This is a genomic window from Nocardiopsis kunsanensis DSM 44524 (genome assembly GCF_000340965.1).
Taxonomy (GTDB): domain Bacteria; phylum Actinomycetota; class Actinomycetes; order Streptosporangiales; family Streptosporangiaceae; genus Nocardiopsis; species Nocardiopsis kunsanensis.
The window spans coordinates 65305-89199 of the sequence record NZ_ANAY01000009.1 but is presented as its reverse complement, the minus strand read 5'-3'; the positions used below and the strand labels follow the sequence as shown (position 1 = coordinate 89199).

At 71.5% G+C, this 23895-nt stretch carries 21 protein-coding genes; 9 read left to right on the top strand and 12 right to left on the bottom strand.

Annotated features, from left to right (window positions below; genetic code table 11):
• The first annotated feature begins 152 nt into the window (after positions 1 to 152).
• Complete coding sequence (locus D456_RS0107700; RefSeq protein ID WP_017575590.1) at positions 153 to 1313, top strand: glycosyltransferase family 4 protein; 1161 nt, start codon at positions 153 to 155, stop codon at positions 1311 to 1313.
• A gap of 148 nt (positions 1314 to 1461) precedes the next feature.
• Here the strand turns inward: D456_RS0107700 and D456_RS0107695 are convergent, their stop codons facing one another.
• The 5 genes from D456_RS0107695 to D456_RS0107675 all read right to left on the bottom strand — a co-directional run bounded on the left by D456_RS0107695 (position 1462) and on the right by D456_RS0107675 (position 5066).
• Positions 1462 to 1881 (bottom strand): ABATE domain-containing protein, encoded by a 420-nt coding sequence (locus D456_RS0107695; protein ID WP_017575589.1) that lies wholly within the window; start codon positions 1879 to 1881, stop codon positions 1462 to 1464.
• Between the two features lie 136 nt (positions 1882 to 2017).
• A complete protein-coding gene (gene mshC, locus D456_RS0107690) occupies positions 2018 to 3244 on the bottom strand; it encodes a cysteine--1-D-myo-inosityl 2-amino-2-deoxy-alpha-D-glucopyranoside ligase (protein ID WP_083904536.1) in 1227 nt (408 codons plus the stop codon).
• Positions 3245 to 3386: 142 nt separating this feature from the next.
• Positions 3387 to 3575, bottom strand: coding sequence for a hypothetical protein (locus tag D456_RS0107685; RefSeq protein WP_026115661.1), 189 nt, complete (start codon positions 3573 to 3575; stop codon positions 3387 to 3389).
• 192 nt (positions 3576 to 3767) lie between these two features.
• The gene (locus D456_RS0107680; RefSeq protein ID WP_017575586.1) at positions 3768 to 4133 is read right to left on the bottom strand and encodes a hypothetical protein; all 366 of its coding nucleotides are present in this window, start codon (positions 4131 to 4133) and stop codon (positions 3768 to 3770) included.
• 126 nt (positions 4134 to 4259) lie between these two features.
• Positions 4260 to 5066, bottom strand: a complete 807-nt coding sequence (locus tag D456_RS0107675) for an NRDE family protein (RefSeq protein WP_017575585.1) — start codon at positions 5064 to 5066, stop codon at positions 4260 to 4262.
• Positions 5067 to 5446: 380 nt separating this feature from the next.
• On the opposite strand from D456_RS0107675, the gene D456_RS0107670 reads away from it, so the two are divergent.
• Entirely contained in the window at positions 5447 to 7969 is a 2523-nt protein-coding gene (locus D456_RS0107670; RefSeq protein ID WP_017575584.1) for an HAD-IC family P-type ATPase, read from the top strand.
• Positions 7970 to 8069: 100 nt separating this feature from the next.
• Here the strand turns inward: D456_RS0107670 and D456_RS0107665 are convergent, their stop codons facing one another.
• Both D456_RS0107665 and lnt read right to left on the bottom strand, forming a co-directional pair.
• The gene (locus tag D456_RS0107665) at positions 8070 to 8648 is read right to left on the bottom strand and encodes an FxsA family protein (RefSeq protein WP_017575583.1); all 579 of its coding nucleotides are present in this window, start codon (positions 8646 to 8648) and stop codon (positions 8070 to 8072) included.
• Between the two features lie 89 nt (positions 8649 to 8737).
• Positions 8738 to 10408, bottom strand: a complete 1671-nt coding sequence (gene lnt / locus D456_RS0107660) for an apolipoprotein N-acyltransferase (RefSeq protein ID WP_051049422.1) — start codon at positions 10406 to 10408, stop codon at positions 8738 to 8740.
• Positions 10409 to 11007: 599 nt separating this feature from the next.
• On the opposite strand from lnt, the gene D456_RS0107655 reads away from it, so the two are divergent.
• The 3 genes from D456_RS0107655 to D456_RS0107640 all read left to right on the top strand — a co-directional run bounded on the left by D456_RS0107655 (position 11008) and on the right by D456_RS0107640 (position 16035).
• Entirely contained in the window at positions 11008 to 12228 is a 1221-nt protein-coding gene (locus D456_RS0107655; RefSeq protein ID WP_017575581.1) for an ABC transporter ATP-binding protein, read from the top strand.
• Between the two features lie 245 nt (positions 12229 to 12473).
• Positions 12474 to 14555: a prolyl oligopeptidase family serine peptidase gene (locus D456_RS0107650; RefSeq protein ID WP_026115659.1), complete on the top strand. Its 2082-nt coding sequence runs from the start codon at positions 12474 to 12476 to the stop codon at positions 14553 to 14555.
• Between the two features lie 271 nt (positions 14556 to 14826).
• Positions 14827 to 16035 (top strand): JmjC domain-containing protein, encoded by a 1209-nt coding sequence (locus tag D456_RS0107640; RefSeq protein WP_017575578.1) that lies wholly within the window; start codon positions 14827 to 14829, stop codon positions 16033 to 16035.
• Between the two features lie 80 nt (positions 16036 to 16115).
• Here the strand turns inward: D456_RS0107640 and D456_RS0107635 are convergent, their stop codons facing one another.
• The gene (locus D456_RS0107635; RefSeq protein WP_017575577.1) at positions 16116 to 16919 is read right to left on the bottom strand and encodes a TetR/AcrR family transcriptional regulator; all 804 of its coding nucleotides are present in this window, start codon (positions 16917 to 16919) and stop codon (positions 16116 to 16118) included.
• Positions 16920 to 16997: 78 nt separating this feature from the next.
• On the opposite strand from D456_RS0107635, the gene D456_RS0107630 reads away from it, so the two are divergent.
• From D456_RS0107630 to D456_RS0107620, 4 genes are all read left to right on the top strand, one after another.
• Positions 16998 to 17999, top strand: coding sequence for an ATP-binding cassette domain-containing protein (locus D456_RS0107630; protein WP_051049420.1), 1002 nt, complete (start codon positions 16998 to 17000; stop codon positions 17997 to 17999).
• Entirely contained in the window at positions 17996 to 18841 is an 846-nt protein-coding gene (locus D456_RS0107625; RefSeq protein ID WP_017575575.1) for an ABC transporter permease, read from the top strand. Before D456_RS0107630 ends, D456_RS0107625 begins: the two co-directional genes overlap by 4 nt.
• A gap of 25 nt (positions 18842 to 18866) precedes the next feature.
• A complete protein-coding gene (locus tag D456_RS26535; protein WP_152442509.1) occupies positions 18867 to 19139 on the top strand; it encodes a hypothetical protein in 273 nt (90 codons plus the stop codon).
• Positions 19140 to 19300: 161 nt separating this feature from the next.
• Positions 19301 to 20161, top strand: a complete 861-nt coding sequence (locus tag D456_RS0107620; RefSeq protein WP_017575574.1) for a (2Fe-2S)-binding protein — start codon at positions 19301 to 19303, stop codon at positions 20159 to 20161.
• A 26-nt stretch (positions 20162 to 20187) separates the two neighbouring features.
• Here the strand turns inward: D456_RS0107620 and D456_RS23795 are convergent, their stop codons facing one another.
• From D456_RS23795 to panD, 4 genes are all read right to left on the bottom strand, one after another.
• Complete coding sequence (locus D456_RS23795) at positions 20188 to 21543, bottom strand: DUF4352 domain-containing protein (protein ID WP_230479900.1); 1356 nt, start codon at positions 21541 to 21543, stop codon at positions 20188 to 20190.
• Positions 21544 to 21664: 121 nt separating this feature from the next.
• Entirely contained in the window at positions 21665 to 22945 is a 1281-nt protein-coding gene (locus D456_RS0107610) for an MFS transporter (RefSeq protein ID WP_230479901.1), read from the bottom strand.
• 176 nt (positions 22946 to 23121) lie between these two features.
• Positions 23122 to 23391: a hypothetical protein gene (locus tag D456_RS0107605; RefSeq protein WP_017575572.1), complete on the bottom strand. Its 270-nt coding sequence runs from the start codon at positions 23389 to 23391 to the stop codon at positions 23122 to 23124.
• A gap of 78 nt (positions 23392 to 23469) precedes the next feature.
• Entirely contained in the window at positions 23470 to 23877 is a 408-nt protein-coding gene (panD, locus tag D456_RS0107600) for an aspartate 1-decarboxylase (protein WP_017575571.1), read from the bottom strand.
• Positions 23878 to 23895: the final 18 nt, after the last annotated feature.

Genomic DNA, 23895 nt, shown 5'->3' with positions numbered 1-23895 from the left:
CCGAGCTCGCGGACCGAGGACACGGCCCATCAGCGCTGACCCGACGTGTGGACGGGGATCACGTCGGACGCGCTCCCCGCTCCGTATGGACCGGCCTCGGGAGCCAGGACTGATGACCCGCCCCACCGCGAGGGGCGAGACCGGGGGCCGGCGTGAAGATCGCCTTCGTCATCGCGAACGGATACACCATGGGCGGTACCGTTCGCACCGTTTACAATCTCGCGGAAGGGTTGGCCCGCTCCCACGACGTGGAGATCGTCAGCCTCTCACGTAAACGCAAGAACCCCTTCTTCCGGCTTCCCGAAGGGGTCCGGCTCGTCCCGCTGAGCGACAGCCGCGCGGAGGCCGAGGCATCGGACGGTCCGGGCGGGCCGGCGCGTTTCTGGTGGTCGCGCAAGGCCGAGCAGATCATTCCCGAGGCCGAGCGCACACGTAACCAGAACTACTCCCCCGAGGCCGTGGCGGCGCTGCGCCGTTATCTGCGCACCACCGACGCCGACGTGGTCATGGGCACCCGGCCCGGAATCAATCTGCTCATCGCCTCCTGGGCTCCCGCTCGCCTGCGCACGGTCGGGCAGGAACACCTGAACCTGAACGAGCACAAGCCGGAGGTGGTCGAGGCGATCGCCCGCCTGTACCCGCGCCTGGACGGGGTGAGTGTTCTCACCGAGACCGATCGGCAGGCCTACGCCGAGCGCACCAGGGTCCCGGAGAAGCGGCTGGTGGTCATGCCCAACCCGCTGGACTCCGAGCAGCGGCCGCGTTCGACGCTGAGTGCACCGGTCATCGCCGCGGCAGGACGCCTGTCGCCCGTCAAGCAGTACCCGAAGCTTCTGCAGGCCTTCAGCCACGTGGCCGAGAAGCACCCGCAGTGGCGGCTGCGCATCTACGGTTCCGGCGACCACGAGAAGAAGATCCGCCGGACCGCGGCCGAACTGGGTCTGGAGGACAGCGTCGAGCTGATGGGCCAGACCAAGGACGTGCTCGGCGCACTGTCGGAGGCCTCGGTGCTGGCCATCAGCTCTCGTGTGGAGGGGTTCGGCATGACCATCGTGGAGGCCTTCTCCGTGGGTGTGCCCGTGGTCAGTTTCGACTGTCCGCACGGGCCCCGGGAGATCATCGAAGACGGCCACGACGGCCTGCTGGTGCCCGCCCAGGACGTCGACTCCCTCGGCAAGGCCCTGTTGTCCCTGGTGGAGAACGGCCAGGAACGCGAGCGGTTGGGGGAGAACGCGCTGGCCTCCTCGGCACGTTACGGCCTCGAGGACATCACTCGGCGCTGGGAGGATTTCCTGGGTAGCTTCAGAGCTTGACGTGCCGTTGCCGGGGCCCCTCCGGACCCCGGCTACCGGCGCCCGCGAGAACACGGGCACCGGTTCGGCCCGGGGCCGTTCGTCGGCCCCTCGCTCTTCTCCTCGGACGCCTTGGGCGCCGCGCCTTCCACCGTGCGGCGGAAGGTGTCTACCGGACGGTTCCTCCGTCCCGCAGGTGGCGCCACTCCCCCGTGGCCAGGACGGTGGCCCAGGCCCCGGCGATGCGCGCCAGACCGCGCCGGACCTCGTCGACCACGGCGGGGGCGAGGTGTCCGGCCGCCTCCGGTTCGGGCATCACCCGGACGGTCACCCGCAAGCCGTCCAGGACCTTCTGGGCCCGGGCCACGGCTTCGGCGTCGCCGTCGGGTCCGCGCAGGACCTCGCGCAGCCCCTCGCGGAGAACGACGGCCTCGTCGAGGTCGGCGAGCGTGATCGGGATGGCGCCCTCGGTGACCAGGCGGTGCTCTCTCAAGAAGTGCGCGAGGTCGGACCGGTCACCGAGCGCCTCGCCGGTGAGGAAGTCCGAGACGAGCGCTGCGGCGGTGCTGTGCTGTGTGGAGGTGGTCATCTGCCCATCCCACCATGTTCGGACGCGTAGTTCAGGACAACGGACCGATCCGTGACCGCAGTCGGCCACGAGAATCGGCCCGTCCGGGACATCTCCTCCCGAACGGGCCGCAGTTGCCTCTGCCCCCGGGGCTCGTTCAGCCCAGGTCCACACCCAGGAGGGTGTCGACGGTGGCACGCACCAGCCCGGGCGCACCGCTGTCGGTGCCGCCCTGGGTGAGGGCCGCCTCGGCCCAGGTGTCGACGGCGCGGAGCGCGGCCGGGGAGTCCAGGTCCTCGGCCAGGGCCGAGCGCACGGCGGCCAGGACGGTCTCGGCCTCGGGGCCGCTGTCCAGGTCCAGGGCCGAGCGCCAGCGGTCCGCGCGGGCGGTGGCGCGGGTGATCTCGCCGTCGGTCCAGTCCCAGGGGGTGCGGTAGTGGTGATCGAGCATGGCCAGGCGGATGACGGCCGGGTCCACGCCCTCCTGGCGCAGCCCGGAGACGAAGACCAGGTTGCCCTGGGACTTGGACATCTTCTCGCCGTGGAGGCCGACCATGCCCACGTGCAGGTGGGTGTGGGCGTTGGGGCCACCCGTGGCGCACCGGCTCTCGGCGGCGCCCATCTCGTGGTGGGGGAAGACGAGATCGCTGCCGCCGCCGTTGAGGTCGAAGGCAGGGCCGAGGCGGTCCAGTGCGATGGCGCTGCACTCGATGTGCCAGCCGGGGCGGCCGCGGCCCAGCGGGCTCTCCCACGCGGGCTCTCCGGGGCGCTCGGCGCGCCAGAGCAGCCAGTCGAGCGGGTCCTTCTTCCCGGGGCGCTGCGGGTCTCCGCCGCGCTCGCCGAAGAGCTCGAGCATCTCGGTGCGGTCCATGTGGCTGAGTTCGCCGAGCTTCGGGGCGTCGGCGGCCGAGAAGTACAGGTCGCCGTCGAGGTCGTAGGTGGAGCCGGTGTCGCGCAGGCGGGCGGCCAGGTCGCTGATGAGGTCGACCGACTCGACCACGCCCACGTAGGAGGAGGGCGGAAGTACACGCAGAGCGGCCATGTCTGCGCGGAAGACGTCGATCTCCCGGTGGGCGAGCTCGCGCCAGTCCTCGCCCGTGGCGGCCGCGCGTTCCAGGAGGGGATCGTCGATGTCGGTGGTGTTCTGCACGTAATCGACCTCGTGCCCGGCGTCGCGCCAGACCCGGTTGACCAGGTCGAAGGCCAGATAGGTGAAGGCGTGACCCAGGTGTGCGGCGTCGTAGGGGGTGATGCCGCAGGCGTACATCCCCGCCCGGGGGCCGGGCTCCGTGGTCACGACACGATCGCTCGCGGTGTCGTGGAGTCGGAGGGGACCGCCGTTACCCGGCAGGGGGACGATGTCAGGCGCAGACCATGAACGCATGTGCGAAATCCTATCCGCCCGCGCACCCGGCGTACCCCATGGGTCGAGCGTGCCGGACCGGTGATGTTCACCCCAGAGGGACCGGGGAATAAGCCTACGGACCGTGGGGTCGGGCCGCCTCCGGCCGGGCCCTGTCGGGGGTTCAGCCGTGGGCGATCAGTCGGGTGTGGGCGCGTGCGATGAGCAGGGCGCCGACCACGGCGACGCAGCCGCACAGGAGCGACAGGACCATGTTGTCCGCGCGCCAGTGCAGGAGCGCGCCGCTGACGGAGACCACGTAGAGGAGCCAGTAGGCCCCGCTCTCCAGGAGTGCGCCGTGTCTGCCGTCCATGGTCTTCCCCTGCAGGTGTGACACGTGAGGATGCGCGTGTGCCGCGCATGTCGACGGCGGTTCCGTCGCACTTGGGACGCGGCGTTCGCTCACAGGGTTTACGCGATCCTTGTGCGTGTCCCCTCACAGGTGGCCGGGCGTGGCCCTCCGCCACCGGGGACGGCGCGCCGTACCGTCCCGGTGGCGGGGTGTTCAGGGCTGGACGGCCAGTTCGAGGTCGAGCAGGTCCCGGTCGTGTTCGACACGTGTGCGTTCGGCGACGGCCTCGGGAGCGTACTCGGACAGGTCCGCGTGCAGGGCCCGCAGGTGGTGGCGGGCGCGCCGGGTGCGCGGCAGGGCGTGTCGGCTCAGCGGGGCCGCGTGCGGGAACCCGGTGCCTTCGACCTCGCCCTCGGGGGTGCGCAGGCTCCAGTACCAGCGGCCCGCGGGGGTCCGGGCGGCGCCGGTGAGTACCCCGGCGCCGATGTCACGCAGGTAGACCCAACGTCCGGTCAGGTCGGCGGGGTCGGGGGAAGCGACGGCTACGGGCTGCTGGGCACGGACGGGTTCGGCGCTCACGGGCTTCTCCTCACAGGTCGGGGTCGGTCACCGCCGAAGCGGGATCATGCGTTCTGATGCACGTCCTCACCTCCGCGTTCACCTCACCCTCTCCCATCGCACCTACACAAGGCCTTCGGTCCGCTTTCAACGGTGCTCGGCGGGGCTTCGCACATCGATCATCTCCCAGGCCGCGGGGTCGGCCGGCCGGGAGGTGAAGGCATAGCGGAGACTCTCGCGGTCGGCTGCCACGAGGGTGACCGATCCGGTGGCCCAGACCTGGCCCTGTCCCAGGTCGGCGTGGGCGATGAGGGCGGAGGGGTCGCCGCTGTCGTCCGTGCCGGCCGAGCGGGGACGCTCGCGGGCGGCCCGGGCGATGAGCGAGGGCCAGGCACCCCAGATGCTCTCCGGGTCCTCGAGGGCGGCCAGGTGTTCGGGGTCGGGGCGTGTGGCGGCGAACTCGGGGGTGTGGCGCGCCGAGCGCGGGTCGGCCGGGTCGAGGCCGGTGTTGACGACGGTGCTCACGCCCACGGGCAGGGAGCGGGTGTCCAGGCAGCGCCCGTCCCAGCTGTGCAGGGTGGCGCGGTAGGGGTCGGCGTCGATCAGGTGGAAGGGTGCGTAGCGGGTCAGGTCCTGGCCTTGGAGCGGGGTGCGTCCCTGGTGGGAGAGGGCCTGCAGCGGCAGGTCGCCGCGGCTGGCCGGGTAGGAACCCTCCCAGGGCATGCTGCCGTCCCAGGGCCACCCGTTGAGCAGGGCGGCCGTGCGTGAACGTGCGGTGTCCACGGCCAGCCAGGTGCCGTCGGCGAGCCGGTCGCGTCCGCCGACGAGGGCGGGCCTGTCGGGCCAGTGGCGGGCCGGGCGGTCCCAGGGACGCGAGCGGATCTCGTCCCGGAGGGCGGCCACCACCAGGGGTGTGTGCGCCTGGGGATCGAAACCGACGACAACGGTGCACATGGCCACACTCTACGACCGGGGTGCCGCCCTCGGCCCTCCCGGTCCCTCTTGCGCGCGCAACGGTGCGCGGTCTCCGGGCCGGCTCCGGCCGACCCGGTCGCCGGGCCTGTCCCTGTAGCTCGTGCGTCCGCCCCCGTGCGGGGGCCGGCTCCGCCGGGAAGCCCCGTCCCTGGCTCAGGCTTCGGAGGCGGTCCCCTACCCTTGTGTTCCACCTTGTGATCCGGGCGTCATGGGGCGGAAACCGTCCGGTTCCCCCCACTGGTGGTGCTCACCGCCCCGGACATCCTCATCTCGTACCCGACGGGGGAGTGCGCGTGCCCGAACATGACGACCGCGGCGAGAGTGCCCCGAGCGGGGGGCGGACGGGAACATCCGGATCGTTGCCCGCCGTGGCCGATCCGGCCCGGGGGCCCCGGGTTCCCGGATCGATCGGACCGCCGCCCGAGCCAGGGCTGAGCGAGGCCGAGGTGGCCGACCGTGTCGCCTCCGGCCGGACCAACGACGTACCTGTGCGGGCCAGCCGCTCGGTGGGCCAGATCGTACGCGGCAACGTTTTCACCCGCATCAACGCGATGATCGCGGTGCTGTTCACCATCATCGCGGTGATCGGTCCCGTGCAGGACGGCCTGTTCGCGATGGTCGTCCTCTTCAACACGCTGATCGGCATCGTGCAGGAGTTGCGGGCCAAGCGGACTCTGGACGAGCTAGCCATCGTCAACGCCGCACGGCCGCGAGTGGTGCGTGCGGGCGCCACGGTGGAGGTGGCCACCCAGGACATCGTGCTCGACGAGGTCCTGGATGTGGGGGTGGGCGACCAGGTCGTCGTCGACGGCGTCGTGACCTGGTCGGGCGGTCTGGAGATCGACGAGTCGCTGTTGACCGGTGAGGCCGACCCGGTGGTCAAGGAGCCCGGCGAGACCGTGATGTCGGGCAGTTTCGTCGTGGCCGGGACCGGGCGGTTCCGTGCGACCAAGGTGGGCCGGCACGCCTATGCGGCGCGTCTGGCCGAGGAGGCGAGCCGGTTCTCCCTGGTCCGGTCGGAGCTGCGTTCAGGGATCGACCGCATGCTGAGGTGGATCACCTACGCCATGTTCCCGATCGGTGCGCTGTTGCTCTACAGCCAGTTGTTCATGGGCGGGCACGTGTCCATGGAGGCCCCCTCGGCGGGCGGGCAGGTGAGCGGTCCGCTGGCGGACGCTCTGCGCGGCATGGTGGCGGCGCTGGTGTCGATGATCCCCGAGGGATTGGTCCTGCTGACGAGCATCGCCTTCGCGGTCGGGGTGGTGCGTCTGGGCAGACACAGGTGCCTGGTGCAGGAGTTGCCGGCGATCGAGGGTCTGGCGCGGGTCGACGTGGTGTGCACCGACAAGACGGGCACGCTGACCGAGGTCGGCATGAAGCTGGCCGAGATCCGTGACCTGGGCGGGCACGAAGGCGGACCGGCCGACGAGCCCTCGACGGTGCTGGCAGCGCTGGCTGCGGCCGACCCGGACCACAACGCGAGCATGGCCGCCATCGCGCAGGGCTCGGCCGTTTCGGGGCACCGGGCCCCGGACTGGTCGGTCACGGCGGTGGCGCCGTTCTCCTCCGCACGCAAGTGGAGCGGGGCGAGCGTGCGGACCCCCGAGGGCGAGCGCCACTGGGTGCTGGGCGCCACCGACGTGCTCGCCGACCCCGGCGGCCCCGCGGCGCGGGAAGCGGCCCGTCTGGGTGTGCAGGGGTTGCGCGTGCTGCTGCTGGCGCGGGCCGGGGTACCTGTGGACGACGACGAGGCGCCCGGTCCGGTGCGTCCGGTGGCGTTGGTGGTGCTGGACCAGAAGGTGCGCCGGGACGCGTCCCCGACGCTGGACTACTTCTCCCAGCAGGGCGTGGACGTCAAGATCGTCTCGGGCGACCACGCGGCCTCTGTCGGCGCAGTCGGGCGCGAGGTGGAGCTGGCCGGGGCCGAGGACCCGGTGGACGCCCGTGAGCTGCCCGAGGCGCCCGACGAGCTCGCCCGGCGGGTGGAGCGGGGCTCCGCCTTCGGCCGGGTCACGCCCGAACGCAAGCGCGAGATGGTGGCCGGGCTCCGCGGCCGGGGGCGCACGGTGGCGATGACCGGTGACGGTGTCAACGACGTGCTGGCGCTCAAGGAGTCCGACATCGGTGTGGCTATGGGGTCGGGCAGTCCGGCCTCGCGGTCGGTGTCGCAGTTGGTGCTGCTGGACGACCGTTTCGCTGTGCTGCCGCGGGTGGTGGCCGAGGGGCGCCGGGTCATCGGCAACATCGAGCGGGTGGCGAGTCTGTTCCTGACCAAGACCGTCTACACGATGGTGCTGGCGACCGTGGTGGGGTTGTTGGCGGTGTCGTACCCGCTCTTCCCCCGCCACGCCACGCTCATCAACGCCGTCACGTTCGGGATCCCGTCGTTCTTCCTGGCGTTGGCGCCCAACACCGATCCGGCCCGGCCCGGGTTCGTCACGCGCACGTTGCGGTTGGCGATCCCGTCGGGGGCGATCGCGGGTCTGGCTGCGGTGACGACCTACCTGTTGGTGCTGGGTCAGCAGGCCGTACCCACCGACTCCGACCGCACGGCCGTGGTCATCACGCTGTGCGCGACGACGCTGTGGGTCCTGCTGCTGGTAGCCAAGCCCTACGTGTGGTGGAAGGTGCTGCTGGTGGGGTCGATGGCGGGTCTGTTGACCCTGGCCCTGGTGACCCCGTTGGGCCAGTGGTTCTTCGCCCTGGACGTGAGCCGGCCGGCCGAGGTCCTGACCGCCCTGCCGGTGGCGGGCGTGGCGATCATCGCGATCACGGTGGTGCGGGTGGTCGACGACCGGATGAGCGCGCGGGCGGCGAGTCGGCACGAGGGCCAGGACCAGGAGAGCGGGCAGGAGGCCGAGGCCATCTCCGCGCGGGTCTGAGGCGCCCTGGGCCCACACACGAACGGGCCCGCCACGGAATCCTGGGTTCCGTGGCGGGCCCGTCGTGGCCCGGGGGCGCGCCTCCCCGGGAGAGTGGCGGTCAGTTCTTGTCGTCGTCCTCGACCGGTTCGAAGTGGCCCTGGATGGTGCGTCCGCGGGAACGGGGCGGTTCCTGGTCCGGGCCCTGGGCAGGGCCTCCGGTGCGGGACCCCTTCGGGTCGGCGCCGGCCGTGGTGCCGAAGGGGCCGCCGGGGGCCTGGTTGGGTACCCGCATGCCATGGTCGGCCATACGTTCCTCCATGCGGTCCTGCATCTTGCGCATGCGGCGTTCGGCCCAGCCCACGAACACCCAGCGCAGGAGCGGCCGGGTGAAGGGCAGGACGAGCAGGAGTCCGAGGGCGGCGGTGAGGAAACCGGGGACCGCCAGCAGAATGCCTCCGGCCATGAGCATGAGGGGTTCCAGCATCCCGCCGCGGGGTTGTTGTCCGGTACGCATGGCCTCGTCGGCGTCGCGGAAGGCCTTGGTACCGGCCCGGCGCAGCACGGCCACGCCCAGGATCAGCAGGGACACGAGGGCTGCCAGGGTCCACGGCACACCGATCGTTCCGCCGACCACGATCATCAGCCACACTTCGAGGAAGGGCAGTGCCATGAGTGCCAGCACTGTCAACAGCGGCATCGCGAATCCATCCAATCATCGGCGGGGCCGGGAGGACCTCCTGTGGGAAGAACGCTCCCGAGCCGCTCAGGGTTCCCTCGTTCCGGGGCCTACCCGTGTGGGGGCGCGGGTACGGGGCCGGTCCGGTCGGCGGCAGCGGCGCGGTCGCGGCGGCGGGTGAGCACCACGGCCCCGGCCACGGCTGCCAGTCCCAGGCCGGTCAGGGCCCATTCGGGGCCGGCGCCGATGCGGGTGGCGACGGTTGGGCCGTCCATGGCGGTGACTTCGGCGACGTGGATGTCGGGTTCGGCTTCGGGCGAACGGTAGGTGGCGGTGCCGTCGGGTTCGACGACGGCGCTGATGCCGCTGGTGCTGGTGACCACGGCGGGGCGGCCGTGTTCGACGGCGCGCAGTTGGGTGATGGCGAGCTGCTGGTCGGACTGGCCGGTGAAGTTGTAGTTGGCGTTGTTGGTGGGGACCACGATGATCTGTCCGCCGGCGTCCACGGCCTCGCGCACGGGACGGTCGAAGGCCACGTCGAAGCAGATGCCCACGGCCAGGGTGGTCCCGGCGACGTCGAGGTCGCCGGGGTCTCTGCCGGGCAGCGCGTCGGAGCTGACCTGTCCGAGGCGCTCGATGAACCGGGTGAAGAAGTCCCGGTAGGGGACGTACTCGCCGAAGGGCACGAGGTAGCGCTTGTCGTAGTGTTCGCCGGGCCCGTCCTCGGGGTCCCAGACCACACTCTGCACGTAGCGGGTGCCGTCGTCGTTGAAGCGGCTGAGGCCCCACAGCAGGGGCACGCCGATGTCGGCTGCGGCGCCGTCGATGATCTCGCGCGCAGCGGGGTCGCGGAAGGGGTCGATGTCGCTGGCGTTCTCGGGCAGCAGCACCATGTCGGGCCGGGGCACCGAGCCGTCGCGGACCTCGTCTGCGAGCCGGTGCACCCCCGCGGCGTGGTTCTGCAGCACCTGCATGCGTTCGCCGAGCACCGACATCTCTCCGACGTTGGGGACGTCGCCCTGGACCATGCCGACGGTGACCTGTTCGTCGGCGGCGGGGCGTCCGACGGCGGGGGCCAGAACTCCCCCGGTCACGATCGCGGCGGTGGTGATCAGGCCGGTTCCGCCGACGACCAGGCGGGTGCGGCCGCGGGCGGCGACGGTGCGCAGGAGGGTCCACAGCAGGAGTGCGCCGGTCAGGGCGACGGCGAAGGAGACCAGCGCGGAGGAGCCCAGGGCCGCGTACCCGGTGAAGGCGGTGTCAGGTTGGGCGAAGGCGAGTTTGCCCCAGGGGAAACCGCCCAGGGGCCAACGCGCGCGGACGGCCTCCTGCGCCACCCACAGGGCGGCGGTCCAGGCGGGCCACCCGGGCAGGCGTCCGACCAGTGCCAGGCCGATGGCCATGGGCACGAAGTAGACGGTCTCGGCTCCGGCGATGGCCAGCCACACGTCGGCACCGAAGATGTCCTGCCAGCGCACCAACGGGACCATGAGCGCGGCGCCGGCGAGGACGCCCAGCCAGGCGGCGCGGCGCGGGCGCGCCCCTGCCACGGCGAAGAACAGCAGGGCGGCGCTGAGAGGCCCGAACCACCACAGGCCGTACGGCGGCAGGGCCAGGAGTTGGCTCGCGCCGGACCCCAGGGCGGCGGCCACACGCCACAGGAGGTCGTAGCGGCCCCAGTGGTGGCCGCGCGGGAAGAAGGTGCCCGAGGTGGGTCTTGGGGGCCCGGCTGCGCGTTCGGTCTCGCGGTCGCTGTCGGACCCGGTCTGTTCGGCGACCACGTGGCGCGCTCGCTTTCGGCCGGCGGAGATGGGTTCGCCGACCAGCATATGGGGGGGACGCGGAAAAGGCCCGAGCCACCCTTCGGACCGGCTCCGTCCCGTCGGCGGCGAGCTCGGAAAACCGTTGTCTACTGGATGTTCGGGCCTTTTCCGGGTCCAACCCCCCGCCCGGTCGCGGTACACCGCCCCTCACCCGGTCCCAACTGCACCTGGCGCGTGGTGCAGCATCCGATCGGACGAGCAGGGGCCGCAGAACCGGTCCGTCCAGTGCTGGACTGGTCGTCAGGTTACCCAGACTCCCCGACCCGGTGGCTCAACTCGCGAAGCCGTGTCGTGGCCGCGCGCTGTTGAGCGGACGGTGGGGAGAAACGGGGCGAACCGTCGGACAGGCTAACGCACCTGCCGTATGCACGCCAGTTGGTGACCTGGGGTTCGGCAGATCGGCCTTGCCTCTGCTATAGACATTTCGATCATGATCGTGTCTGATGTGATCAGTAGTTACCGTCTTTTCGATCAACTTCAAAAGCGGTGGGCGGAGCTTCCTGATCAGCCACGAGGGTCCGCTCCACCGTCCCACCGCGGAGAACAGGAGCGAACCCATGGCAGAGATCGTCCTGGACGGCGTCGACAAGGTCTACGGAGGCGATGTCAAGGCCGTCGACGACCTCAACCTGCGCATCGAGGACGGCGAGTTCATGGTCCTGGTGGGCCCCTCGGGCTGTGGCAAGTCCACCGCGCTGCGGATGATCGCGGGTCTGGAGGAGATCACCGCGGGCACGATGGCGATCGGTGACGAGGTCGTCAACGACCGTCCCCCCAAGGACCGCGACATCGCGATGGTCTTCCAGAACTACGCGCTCTACCCGCACATGACGGTGGAGCAGAACCTCGCCTTCGGCCTGAAGCTGCGCAAGGTCGCCAAGTCGGAGATCGCGCGCCGGGTCGAGGAGGCCTCCTCGATGCTGGGTCTGGACCCCTACCTCAAGCGCAAGCCGGGTGCTCTCTCCGGTGGTCAGCGCCAGCGGGTGGCGATGGGCCGGGCCATCGTGCGCGAGCCGCGCGCCTTCCTCATGGACGAGCCGCTGTCCAACCTGGACGCGAAGCTGCGTGTGCAGATGCGCGCCTCCCTCAACCAGCTGCACGAGCGCCTGGGTGTGACCACCGTCTACGTCACCCACGACCAGGTCGAGGCGATGACCCTGGGCGACCGGGTCGCCGTGCTGCGCGACGGGCGCCTGCAGCAGGTCGACACCCCCAAGCGCCTGTTCGACGCGCCGGTCAACCTGTTCGTGGCCGGGTTCATCGGCTCCCCGGCAATGAACTTCGTGGACGCACGGTTGGAGGGCGAGGGCGAGGGCGAGGGCGCGCTCCTGAAGTTCGCCGAGCACTCCCTGCCGGTCTCCGCGGAACTCCTCGACTCCCGTCCCGGGCTGCGCGACTACATCGGCAGCTCGGTGATCCTGGGGATCCGCCCCTCGGACTTCAACGACGCCGAGTTCAGCAACAGCGACGAACCCCGCATCGACGTCACCGCGAAGATCACCGAGGAGTTGGGCACCGAGATCAACGTCATCTTCGGTGTGGACGCTCCCCCGGTGAGCCACGAGGACGCCACCGCCCTGGCCCAGGACGCCTCCGGCGACGAGGGCAACGATGAGGGCGCCCTGCCGCTGGGTTCGGACAACTCGCAGTTCACCGCACGGGTGAGCCCGCGCAGCAAGGTCACCCCCGGCGCGTCGATGCGTCTGTCGGTGGACGTGAGCCAGCTGCACTTCTTCGACCAGGAGAGCGGCCTGGCCATCGGCCACGGCAAGCACTGAGTTCCTCGGCCGTGGCCGCGCGGCGCGGCCACGGCCCCGCACCGGAAGAGCACACGCACGAACGTGCGTTCTTCCGGCCCCGGCCCGGGGCTCGTGCGGCAGGCCGTGCCCCTGGCACGGTCCCCATCGGACCCTCCCGCCAGCAGCTCCACCGGGTAAACCTTTCCCGTGCGTGACAATCGGGTACCCACGGGTGAGGAACCTGTGCATTGACCCCCGGCTCCAGGCCCCTCAAACATGTGAAGGTGCCTACCAGAGGAGCCCACGGAGCAGCCCTCTCCCCCGACCGGGAGTCGGCCGTCGACATCCTTCACGGTCGGCAGGTCACCGACCCCTACCGGTGGTTGGAGTCGGCCGGTACCACGGCCACCCGGCACTGGCTGGCCGAACGGGACCGCGAGTTCGACCGCGAGGCCGAGCACTGGCCGTTGCGCCGGGGGCTGAGCGAACGTATCCAGGACCTGGTGCGCACCGACCTGTGGTCGGCCCCGCGCCACCGGCCCGGGCGGCTCTTCACCACCGTCCGCCGTGCCGGCGACGAGCACCCGCGTGTGGTCGCCATGGCCCCCGACGCGACCGGCGGCCTCCAGGTGGTCTTCGACCCGGTGGAGCAGGACCCTTCCGGCCGCACCACCCTGGATTCCTGGGAGCCCGACCCCACGGGCCGCCTCATCGCCGTGCAGACCTCCTCGGGCGGGGTGGAGCGCGGGGAACTGCGTGTGCTGTGTGCACGGACCGGCGCCCAGGTCGGCCCTTCGGTGCGCGGTCTGCGGTACTCCCACGTGGCGTGGCTCCCCGACCGGGAGAGCTCCCCCGCCTTCTACTACGTCCGCCGTGACGACCAGCACGGCACCCGCGGTGTGTGGCTGCGCCGCGTCGCATGCGGCACCGAGACCCTCGTGCACGCGTGCACCGCCCCCGGGACCGTCCCCGGGGTGCGGGTCCTGGGCGGGCGCCGCCTGCTGGTGACCGAGAGCCACGGCACCGGGCACCGCACCGACCTGTGGATCGCCGACCTGCACGGTGCCCGCCCCGAACACCCCCGGCTGCATCCTGTCCAGGTCGGGGTGGAGGCCGAGACCGAGGCCCGGCTGGGCCCGGACGGGCTGCTGTACCTGCGCACCACTCTGGGTGCGCCCCTGCGCCGGGTGTGCGCGGCCGACCCCGACGAGCCCGGGGTGGAGCACTGGCGCGAGGTGGTCCCCGAGGACCCGGGGGCCACCCTGGACGCCTTCGCCACCTGCCCCGGGCCCGCGCTCCTGGTGGTGCGCACCCGCCTGGGTATCAGCGAGGCACGGGTGCACGACACGGCCACGGGCCGCCCCCTGCGCACGCTCGCGCTCCCGGGCGAGGGCATGGTCACCGCGCCCGAGACCGCGCCGGACGGCACCGTGTTCCTGGGATATGCCGACGTGGCCGTACAGCAACGGGTGCTGGAGCTGGCTCCGGGCGCCCGGGAGCCGCGTGTCTGGCCCCCGCACACCGACACCGGTGCGCCCGTCCCCGAGGTACGGCGCTCGGTGGTGTGGTGCCGTTCCGCGGACGGCACCGAGGTCCCCGTCACCGTCTTCGACCCGCCGCGGGCCGGCACCGCCCCCGGTCCCACGATCCTGCACGCCTACGGCGGTTTCGGCCGCCCGCGCCAGTTCGGGTTCAGCGCCACGGTCCTGGCGTGGTTGCTCTCGGGCGGGCGCTACGCCGTGGCGCACGTGCGCGGAGGCGGCGACGCGGGCCGGTCCTGGCACCTGCGCGGGGCCCGGCGCAACAAACCCCGCGCGGTGGAGGACCTGGTGGCGGCGGCCGGGACCCTGGTGGAGCAGGGGTTGTGCACCCGCTCCCAGTTGTGCTTGTCGGGTGGGTCGGCCGGAGGGCTGTTGGTCCTGGCGGCGGCGATGTCGCGGCCCCGGGTGTGCGGGTCGGTGATCGCCTCCGCACCGCTGGCCGACATGGTCCGGTTCGAGCGCCTGGGGCTGGGGCGGATGTGGACCCGCGAGTTCGGCACCGTGACCGATCCGGAGGATCTCACGGCGCTGCTGTCCTACTCCCCCTACCACCGGGCGCTGGCCCGGGGGCGGTCCCACTCGTCCACGGCCCTGCCACGGGTACTGCTGACCGGTTTCGACGGTGACACCCGCACCGACGCCGCCCACCCGCGCAAAATGTGCGCGGCCCTGTTGGGCGCCGGGAGCGGCCTCGACCGTCCGCCGGCCCTGCTGCGCTACGAACGCGACGTGGGCCACGGGCCGCGCGCGGTGAGCCGGGCGGTCGCCCTCGCCGCGGACGCACACGCGTTCGCGGCCCACGAGACAGGGCTCCTGCCGCGCTGAGGGCGTACCGGGTGCCTTGATGCAAGAGGAAACCACGAACAGAAAGTGAGGTGCGTATGGATCCCTTCGAGGTCGAGGTCGAGGACATGGCGGAGGTGACCTCCCGCGACGTCACCGCCGGTGGTGACAACGACGGCACCGACTCCAGCTCCGACTTCATCTGAGGTGTGCCCGCCCGGCCCCCGCGGCCGGGCGGGCTCCCACCACCCGCCCGGGCCCCGGAGTCCGTGCTGCGGGAGTGACGACCGAACCACCCTTGTCGGGAGGGACCGTGACCGAGCCGGGGCAGATCTTCACCCGGACCCTGAGCGAGACCGTGGGCCGCGAGGCCCTGACCACACGCCTGTCGGAGGAGTTCTTCCTGGCCGACCTGGGTGCGGAGGCGGTGGACTCGCTGCTGACCTTCGAGGACCTCAACCATCTGCTGGCCACGCGCTCCCCCGAGCCGCCGCGGCTGCGCCTGCACCGTGACGGGTCGCCGGTTCCGTTGGAGGCCTACACCGATGCGGCCACGGAGTCGCGTTCCTCGCGCCGGGTGATCCGCCCGGAGTCGTTGTACGGACAGTTGCGCAAGGGCGCGAGTCTGGTGCTGGACAGCATCGACCGGATGCACGAACCGATCGGCGCGGCCGCCGACGACCTGATGCGGTTGGTGCGCGAGCGCGCGCAGGCCAACCTGTATCTGATCTGGGGTTCCTCGCGCGGGTTCGACACCCACTGGGACGACCACGACACCGTCATCGTGCAGGTGGCGGGCACCAAGCACTGGCAGGTGCACGGCCCCGGTTCGCGGCCGTTCCCGATGCGGGTGGACACCGACCACGGCCACGGCCCGCCCCGGGGCGCCGACGGTGAGCTCTCCATGGTGTGGGAGGGCGTTCTGCGTCCCGGTCAGGCGATCCACGTGCCGCGCGGGTGGTGGCACACGGTGACCGGTACCGGTGAGATGAGCATGCACCTGACCTTCGGTTTCACGCGGGCCACCGGTGTGGACTGGGCGGAGTCGTTGGTGCGGCGTCTGCACGAGGAGGAGGTCTTCCGCCGCGATCTGCCCCGGTTCGCCTCTCCGGAGCAGCGCCGCAAGCACCGGCACGAGTTGCTGTCGCGGTTGTCGGAGCTGGCCGAGGAGGGCGATCTGGACGCCTTCCTGGCCGAACGGGACGGGCGTTTCCCGCGCCGGACCTCCTACAGCCTGCCCTGGCCGGTGGAGGAGGTCCTGCCGCCCGAGGGGGCACGGGTCGAGTTCGTGCCGATCCTGCCGCCGCCGGTGTCGCGGGAGTCGGACGGCAAGGTGGCGCTGACGGTGGCCGGGCGCCGGTACCGGCTTCCCGGGGTGGTGGAACCGGTGCTGGAGGTCCTGGCCGAGGAACGGTCGCTGACCGTGGGTGAACTGGGCGAGCGCGCCGGTGTGGGTGCGGAGATCGCCGCTCAGGCCGTCTCCGCGTTGGTCCGCCACCATCTGGTCCTGATCCAGGACTGAGCCGGACCCTCGACGAACACGGGGCCGCCCGCCGGTGCGGGTGGCCCCGTCGTGTGGTCGGTCCGCAGTTCCCCCACGGCTCAGTCCGCCGCTCTCCTGCCGACGTAGGCCTCGATGCCGTCCAGGATGCGGTCGATACCGAATCCGAGCCCTTCGGCGGGTCCGCTCACACGTTCGGAGTCGAGATCGAGCCCTCCGAACTCGTCCTCATCGGTTCCCAACTGCCCGAGCACACGGGTGACCGTGGGGAAGGCGCCTGGATCCAGGACCCCGAGCAGCCCTTGGACCCAGTCGCTCTCGTTGTCGCTGATCTGCTGTCCGTGCCGGTGGGCGGCCTGCTGCATGTCGGACTCCATACGCAGGGTCTCGCGCAGGACCGTCGTGAGGATCAGCAGCATCTGCACGGCCTCGCTGGGGCGCAGACCGGGAGCGCAGATCTCGCGCAGACCCGCCTCCATCCACCGGATCCCGTTGGGGCCGCTGGGCGGACCGGTCACGGAAAGGCGCACCATCCAGGGGTGGGCGCGGTAGAGGGCGACGCCCCCCATGCACCATTCCTCCAGCCCGGCCCGCCAGTCGCCGTCCTCCCGGGGGCCGGGAGGTGTGGTGTCCATGGCCGCGTCGGACATGAGCAGGAGCAGGTCGTCCTTGCTGTCCACGTACCGGTACAGGGACATGGTCGTGTACCCCAGGGCGGCGGCCACGCGCTGCATGGAGACGGCTTCGATCCCCTCGGCGTCGGCGAGCCGGACGGCCGCCGCGACCACCTCGCTCCGGGTGAGCTTGGGCCGGGGTCCTCTCCGGGCTGGGCCGGGCTCGTGTCCGCTCCACAGGAGTCGGATCTCGTCGGTCGTGGCGGCCGGGTCCGGCTGCTCGCTCGTCATGTTCCACCAGGGTCCGGGTCGGTTGGGTGTTGACACCATCCTAGTTCTGTGTATTACTTACACAATTAAGTATGTTGCATACACAGTTTATGGAGTACACAGAATGAACTCGCCGACCCGGCCATCCACGCCGAGGCCCTCACCAAGCGCTACGGGCGGGTCCGGGCCCTGGACGGGCTCGACCTGCACGCCGAACCCGGCACCGTCCTCGGGCTCCTGGGCCCCAACGGCGCCGGCAAGACCACCGCTGTACGGACCCTGGCCACGTTGACCGACCCCGACAGCGGCCGGGCCCGCGTCCAGGGCTTCGACACCGTCGGGCACGGCGACCAGGTGCGCGCCCGTATCGGCCTGACCGGCCAGTACGCGAGCGTGGACGAACTCCTCACCGGCCGGGAGAACCTGGAGATGTTCGCCCGTCTGCACGGTCTGACCACCTCGGCGGCACGGGAACGCGCCGAAGCACTGCTGAGCGACTTCGACCTGGCCGAGGCCGCGGACCGGGGCTCGCGCACCTACTCCGGGGGCATGCGCCGGCGCCTCGACCTGGCCGTGAGCCTGCTGCGCGAACCGGACGTGCTGTTCCTGGACGAACCCACCACCGGCCTGGACCCGCGCAGCCGTATGCAGGTGTGGGAGACCGTCGCCACGCTGGTGCGTGAGGGCACCACCGTGCTGCTGACCACGCAGTACCTGGAGGAGGCCGACCGCCTCGCCGACCGGGTCACCGTCGTCGACCACGGCCGTGCAGTCGCCACCGGCACACCCGACGACCTGCGGGCACGCGTGGGCGGCCTGCGCCTGGACGTGCTCGTCCACGACCCCGCCGACCTGGACCGGACCGGCGAGCTGCTGGGCAGTGCGCTCGGGGCCGCACCCTCCGTCGACCCGCCCGGTCTGCGTGTGGAAGTCCCCGTCACCGACCGGGTCCGGGCACTGATGCACGCCTCCCACGCCCTGGAGGGGATGGGCTCGCGCATCGCCGACCTGGACGTACGCCGCCCGAGCCTGGACGAGGTCTTCCTGTCCCTGACCGGGCACACCACCGCACCGACCGAGACCGTGGAGGCCGTCCGATGAATACCGTCACCGCCGCACCCGTGCGCGCCGAGCACCCCGCCCTCCGGCCGGGCCCGGCCAAGACCTGGTCGGACACGCTGACCCTGGCCCGCCGCAACCTGCGCCACATGGCGCGTGAGCCCTTCGAACCCGTCATCGCCCTGTCCATGCCGGTGCTGATGGTGCTGCTGTTCGGTTACGTGTTCGGCGGGGTGATGTCCCCGACCGGCGACGAGACCGATTACCGGGCGATGCTCGTGCCCGCGATGATCGTGATGGTCATGTTCTACGGGATCGCCGGGACGGCGTCGGGGGTGGCCCGCGACACCTCGTTGTCGGTGATGAGCCGCTTCCGGACCCTGCCGATGTCACCCGCGGCCCTGCTGTGGGCCCGGGTCCTGACCGATATGCTGCGCGCCGTCGCGGAGGTCGCACTGCTGCTGGGCGTGGGCCTGCTCCTGGGGTGGCGCCCCGAGTCCGGCGCCGCAGGGGCGGCCGCTGCGGTCGGGTTGCTGTTGCTGTTCCGGTTGTCCCTGGTGTGCGCTGGGGTGCTGCTGGGGCTCGTGATGCCCGGTCCGGACACGGCGAGCATGCTCGTCTACCCGTTGGCGTTCCCGCTGACCATGCTCTCGACCAGTTTCGTCCCGGCGCAGGCCATGCCGGACTGGTTGGCGCCGGTGGCCGAATGGAACCCGGTCTCGTCCGTGGTGACCGCCACGCGTGAGCTGTTCGGCAACCCGTCACTGCCCTCGGACTCCTGGCCGGCCGAACACGCAGTGCTGCTCACCGTCGGGCTCTCACTCGTCCTGATCGTGCTCGTGGTGCCCCCGACACTACGCCGTTTCGCCCGGCTCAACCGATGATCCGGCCGAAGGGCCCGGAGGCACCATGGTCACCGCTCCCCCGCAACAACCGACCACCGGCACCCGCCGCAGACCGTGGTGGCGCCGCAGCCGGCCCCTGCCTCCGGCCCTGATCACGCTGGTGTCCACGTCCGCCGCCGTACCGCCCTGTCTGGCCCTGGACCCGGCCACGGCGCCGATCCCGATCCGTCCCGAACCGGGCTGGTACTACCGGCTCTGGAATGGTGGTTCCAGTACGGGCGCGGATCACGGCGCACCCGGCCCCGCACGGCCCGCTGAGCCGGGCCTGACACGCTGACCTGCGCATCGACCCACCGGCACCGGCGCCTCCTCATTGCCCCGGCGGACTTCGTTAGGGTAGCCTCACTTAAGAGGCGCAGAGATACTCGCCGATCCGGAGGTAGCTGCAGCCACGTCACCCCGGACATGACGGCTTGTGCGAGGAAGGGCAGGTTCACGGTGACTCCAGAACCACACGCCACACTGCGTGAAGCGTGCGCCCCACTGAAGTTCGCCCCGCTCCCCGACCTGGTGGACTCTGCCGGGGCACACACCCGGCCCCCGACCGACCTGCAGTGGCACAGCGTCACGAGCATGGTCGAGGAGGGCTGGGTCCCGGTGCTCTTCGACAAGCTCCGTACCGAGCACGGCCCCGGGCACCGGCTGCCCGCCGCCACCAACTTCCTACGGGTGACCCTGCGCGAACCGATCTTCCTGGCCGCGGCCTCGCTCTACCTCACCGGGCGCGCGCCCCTGCTGAGCCCGCGCACCCTCCGGTTCCCCTGGCACACCGCCCGTGCCGAGTTCGGCACACCCACGGTGGTGGACCTGCGCTGGGCGGTCCTGCCCGACGACCCGGCCGCCGGCCACCCCGACACCGTGGTCGCCCGCAACGAGGACGAACAGTTCCGGATGGCGGGCGAGGCGGTCTTTGCGACCTTCGAACCGTTGTTGGAGGCGCTGTTCCAGCACTCGCGTGCGGGCAAGCGCACCCTGTGGGGATGGGCCCTGGACACTCTGCACTTCTACATGCTCAACCCGGCGCGGTTCCTGGGCCGCGACGCCGAATCGGCGTGGGAGAGCGCCACCCGGCTGGGCGATGCCGTCATCGGGGCCGGCGCCATCACACGTAAGCGCCCGCGCCTGTTCCCCTTCGCACCCGAGCACCCGCGGGGGACGTGGGCCGTGCGTGGTACCTGCTGCTTCGACTACAAGGGCGACCCCGAACACGGGTACTGCACCACCTGCCCCCTCAAGTGCGACAGCGAACGCCGGCAGGACCTGTCGGAGTGGCTGCAGAACCCGGCCCTGGCCCCCTGACCCGGCCCGGACCGGTGCAGGCCCGCTCAGTTGATCGGGACCTCCAAGGGCTGATGACCGATCGGGGCGAAGACCAGCCGCTCCAGTGCCAGATCACCGCCCTCCACCGTGACGGCACCACTGGTCGTCTGTCCCGGTGAGAGCTTCTCCGCCCCGATCTCGTTGTCGTCCATGCCCACTCCCGAGCGGCTGGAGTGGTTCTGCCCCTCCTGGTCGATCATCGTGAAGTAGAGCGGGTTGACGTCGAGCTCCTCCTGGCTGTTGTTGATCACACTCACCTCCACGCTCGTGTACTCGCCGCTCGTGTAGAGCGGACTGGGATCGAACTCGGTGTGGTCCGCGGTGACGTCGCCGGGTTCCAGTGCGGGCTCCTCGGAGGTTCCGGGGGCCTCGATTGCGGGTTCCTGGGCATCGGAGGAGCCGTCGGAGACGGTGAACATCGCCGCCGCCATGCATCCGCCCGCCACCAGCATCAGCAGTAGTGCGACCCCGCACCCGATCCCGAGGATCTTGCCCCACGGTGCGGGCCGGGACGGTGTGTAGCCACCGCCGGGCGGGTGGGCCCGGCGGTCGGGCCCGTAGGTCCCCGGCGGGCGGGGCTCGGCCGGGTTCCCGGGCCGGGGCCGACCGTACTGGTCCGTTCGGTACTCCTGGGCCGGGTCGACCGGTGGATAGCTGCCCACGCCCGCACCGGCTTCGTCCGTCTCCCCGTACCCGGGCGCGTAACCCGCCTGTTCGAAGCCGGACTGGTCGAGACCGCTGGGCCCCTCGGAGAACTCACCGGTGCGGTCGACGGGTTCGGGCGGGGCACCGGTGGGATGCTCCCCGTGTCCCCCGGCAGGCGGGGTACCGGGCCCCAGGCTCGGCCGTGCCCGGTACGGGTCCCCCTGGAGTTTGGCGGAACCGTGTTCCTGCGGCTCCGCCGTCGTGCCCTCCGGCGGCCCGCCGCTGTGCTGCTGGCCCCTCCGGTCCTGGTAGGGGTCGCCCTGTCTTTTGTAGGGCCTTTCCGACCGGTGTCCGGGCGGGGGTGCGAAGTCCGGCCGGCGGCCGTTCGGTGGTTCCTCCTCCCTGTCCTCCGGCCCGGACACGGTCGCACCGTTGTGCACGGGCGGGAACTCGTGCGGGGGTTCTCCCGGAGGGCGGGGGCCGCCCGCCATCGGGTCCTCGGGGTCGCCGGGGCGCCACTCCTCGGGAGGGCGGCGGTCCACGGGCGGATCATGGTGCGGGAAGCGGTGGGGAGGTTCTCCCGGAGGCTGCGCACCTCCCGAGACCGGATCTCCGGCATCACCGGGGCGCCACTCCTCGGGCGGATGGCGGTCGACCGGGTCCTGTTCCCGGTCCGGTTCTCTTTCCTGCCCGTCCTCGGGTCCCCGCTCGGTCACCGTTCCTCCCCCAGATCGCGTCCGGGCCGGTCAGCCCGGCGGGCGGCGCGCGCCCCTCATCCGCACGGTAACCGTGAACGAGGACGACACAGGGGAGGAAAAGGGGCGTTTCCGGTAAAGATCAGGCCGTGTTCGGGTCGCTCCCGTCCCAGCCGCGGCGGGCGATCAGGAACCGCACGGCCAGGGCGAACACCGGGAGCGTGAACAGGGCGGCGAACAGGTTGAGGCCCGCAAAACCCGTCTGGGCCAGCACGAACCCCGAGAGTCCGCCGCCCGCCGCACCTCCGAGGTTCATGAGCAGGTCGCTGATGCCCTGCACGCGGGGCCTCACCTCCGCGGCCAGGGACTCGGCCAGGAGCGCGGTGCCCGAGACCAGGCCGAAGGACCAGCCCAGACCGAGCAGGACCAGACCGGCGGTCACCCACGTCTCGTCGTGCCCGGCAGTGCCTGAGACCGCAGCTGCCGCCACGAGGACCGTCTGCCCGGCGAGCAGCATCGGCACCCGGCCCAGACGGTCGGTGAGCCATCCCACGATCGGCGCCAGGGCGTACATTCCGGCGATGTGCAGGGAGATGGTCAGGCCGATGACCGTCAGCGCGGAGCCGTGCTGGGACATGTGCACGGGGGTCATCGTCATGACCGCGACCATGACGGTGTGGGTGGCCACGATGCCCACCACCGCGAGCAGCGCTCCGGGAGAGGCCGCGACCACACGCAACGCGCCCGCGACCGTGGGTTTCCCGGCTGCCGGGGTGTCGGCGGCCCGGCCGTGTGTGGCCAGACGCAACGGGTCCGGGCGCAGGAGGGCGAAGGTCAGCACGGCCCCCGCCCCGAACCCGACCGTGGTGGCCACGACGGGGCCCAGGAGATCGGGCAGACCCAGAGCACGGGCGAACGGGGCCAGGGGTCCCACGAGGTTGGGCCCCAGCACGGCACCGACGGTGGTCGCCCACACCACGATCGACAGGTCACGGGCACGGGTGCGGTCCGAGGCCAGATCGGCGGCGGCGTGGCGGGCCTGCAGATTGGTGGCGGTACCGGCCCCCACGAGCACCATCCCGGCCAGGAACAGCGCGAAGGTGTCCAGGACGGCCGCCGCCAGGACGACGGTGCCGCCGAGTGCGCCCAGGGCCCAACCGGCGGTCAGACCGGGGCGGCGACCGCTGCGTGCGGCCAGGGAGGCCAGGGGCAGGGCGAAGACGGCCGCCCCCAGAGTGATCATGGTGGTGGCCATGCCCGACCAGGTGTCGGACCCGGACAGTTCCAGGGCAAGGAGGGCGCCCACCGCCAGCATGGCCCCCATACCGAGGCCGCCCACGATCTGGGTGAGCCCGAGCACCAGGACCGCCCGGCCCTGGACCGCGGCCGCATCATGCACCGGTTCCGTCTTACCGATCGACACCCCGCGCACCTTCGCATTCACCCGACGAACGGACGAACCGTAGTGTTCCACACGCAGGGGTGCCGTTCACCCGACGGGTACGGAACGCTCGACGCGGCCCTGCCCGTAGCAGAACGTTCGCCCCGGGAGGTCCGGACGTTCTCCAGGGGGCGGTGCCCACTCACCCGCACACGCGTTCACGCGGAGGGGCGCGGACGCGGAACCCGGGCCCGCCCGCGCCCGTAGCGCCACCACAGGTATCCGTGCATGCGTTCGACGTAACGCATCTCGGAGTAGAGGGTGTCGGGGTCCTCGGCCCGGATCACCACGCCCTCGCTGGGGACGACGGGCCAGCAGGCGAAGGCCCAGAAGCAGCGGGTGTAGGGGCCCCACAGGACCACCCACGCCCCCTGCTTCTGCCATTCGACGTACTCGGCGAACCGCCGTCCCTCGTCCAGTGTGTGCATACCGACCGGGGACCTACCCTCGACGGGTCCGGACCGATCCGGCCGGAATCGGCCAGCTTGCAGGGGTTGCGCCGGGTATCAGCGGCTCGCGAGGAGCGTCCCGTCCCCGGGAACCGGCTCACCCGGGTCGTTGCCGATCTTGACGATGCGGTTGTCGCGGTCCACGTGCACGACGTGCTGGTGGTGCTCGGCCCGTTCGGCCTCCTCCACCTGTGCGTAGCCGATGATGATGACCAGGTCGCCGGGGTCGACCAGGTGCGCGGCGGCACCGTTGATGCCGATGACACCGCTGCCCCGCTCCCCCACGAGGGCGTAGGTGACCAGGCGGGCACCGTTGTCGATGTCGACGATGTGGACCTGCTCGCCGTCGACGATGTCGGCGGCCTCCATCAGATCGGCGTCGATGGTGACCGACCCCACGTAGTGCAGGTCGGCCTGGGTGACGGTGGCTCGGTGGATCTTGCCGTTCATGAGGGTGCGCAGCACAGCTCAAGCCTCGTTTCA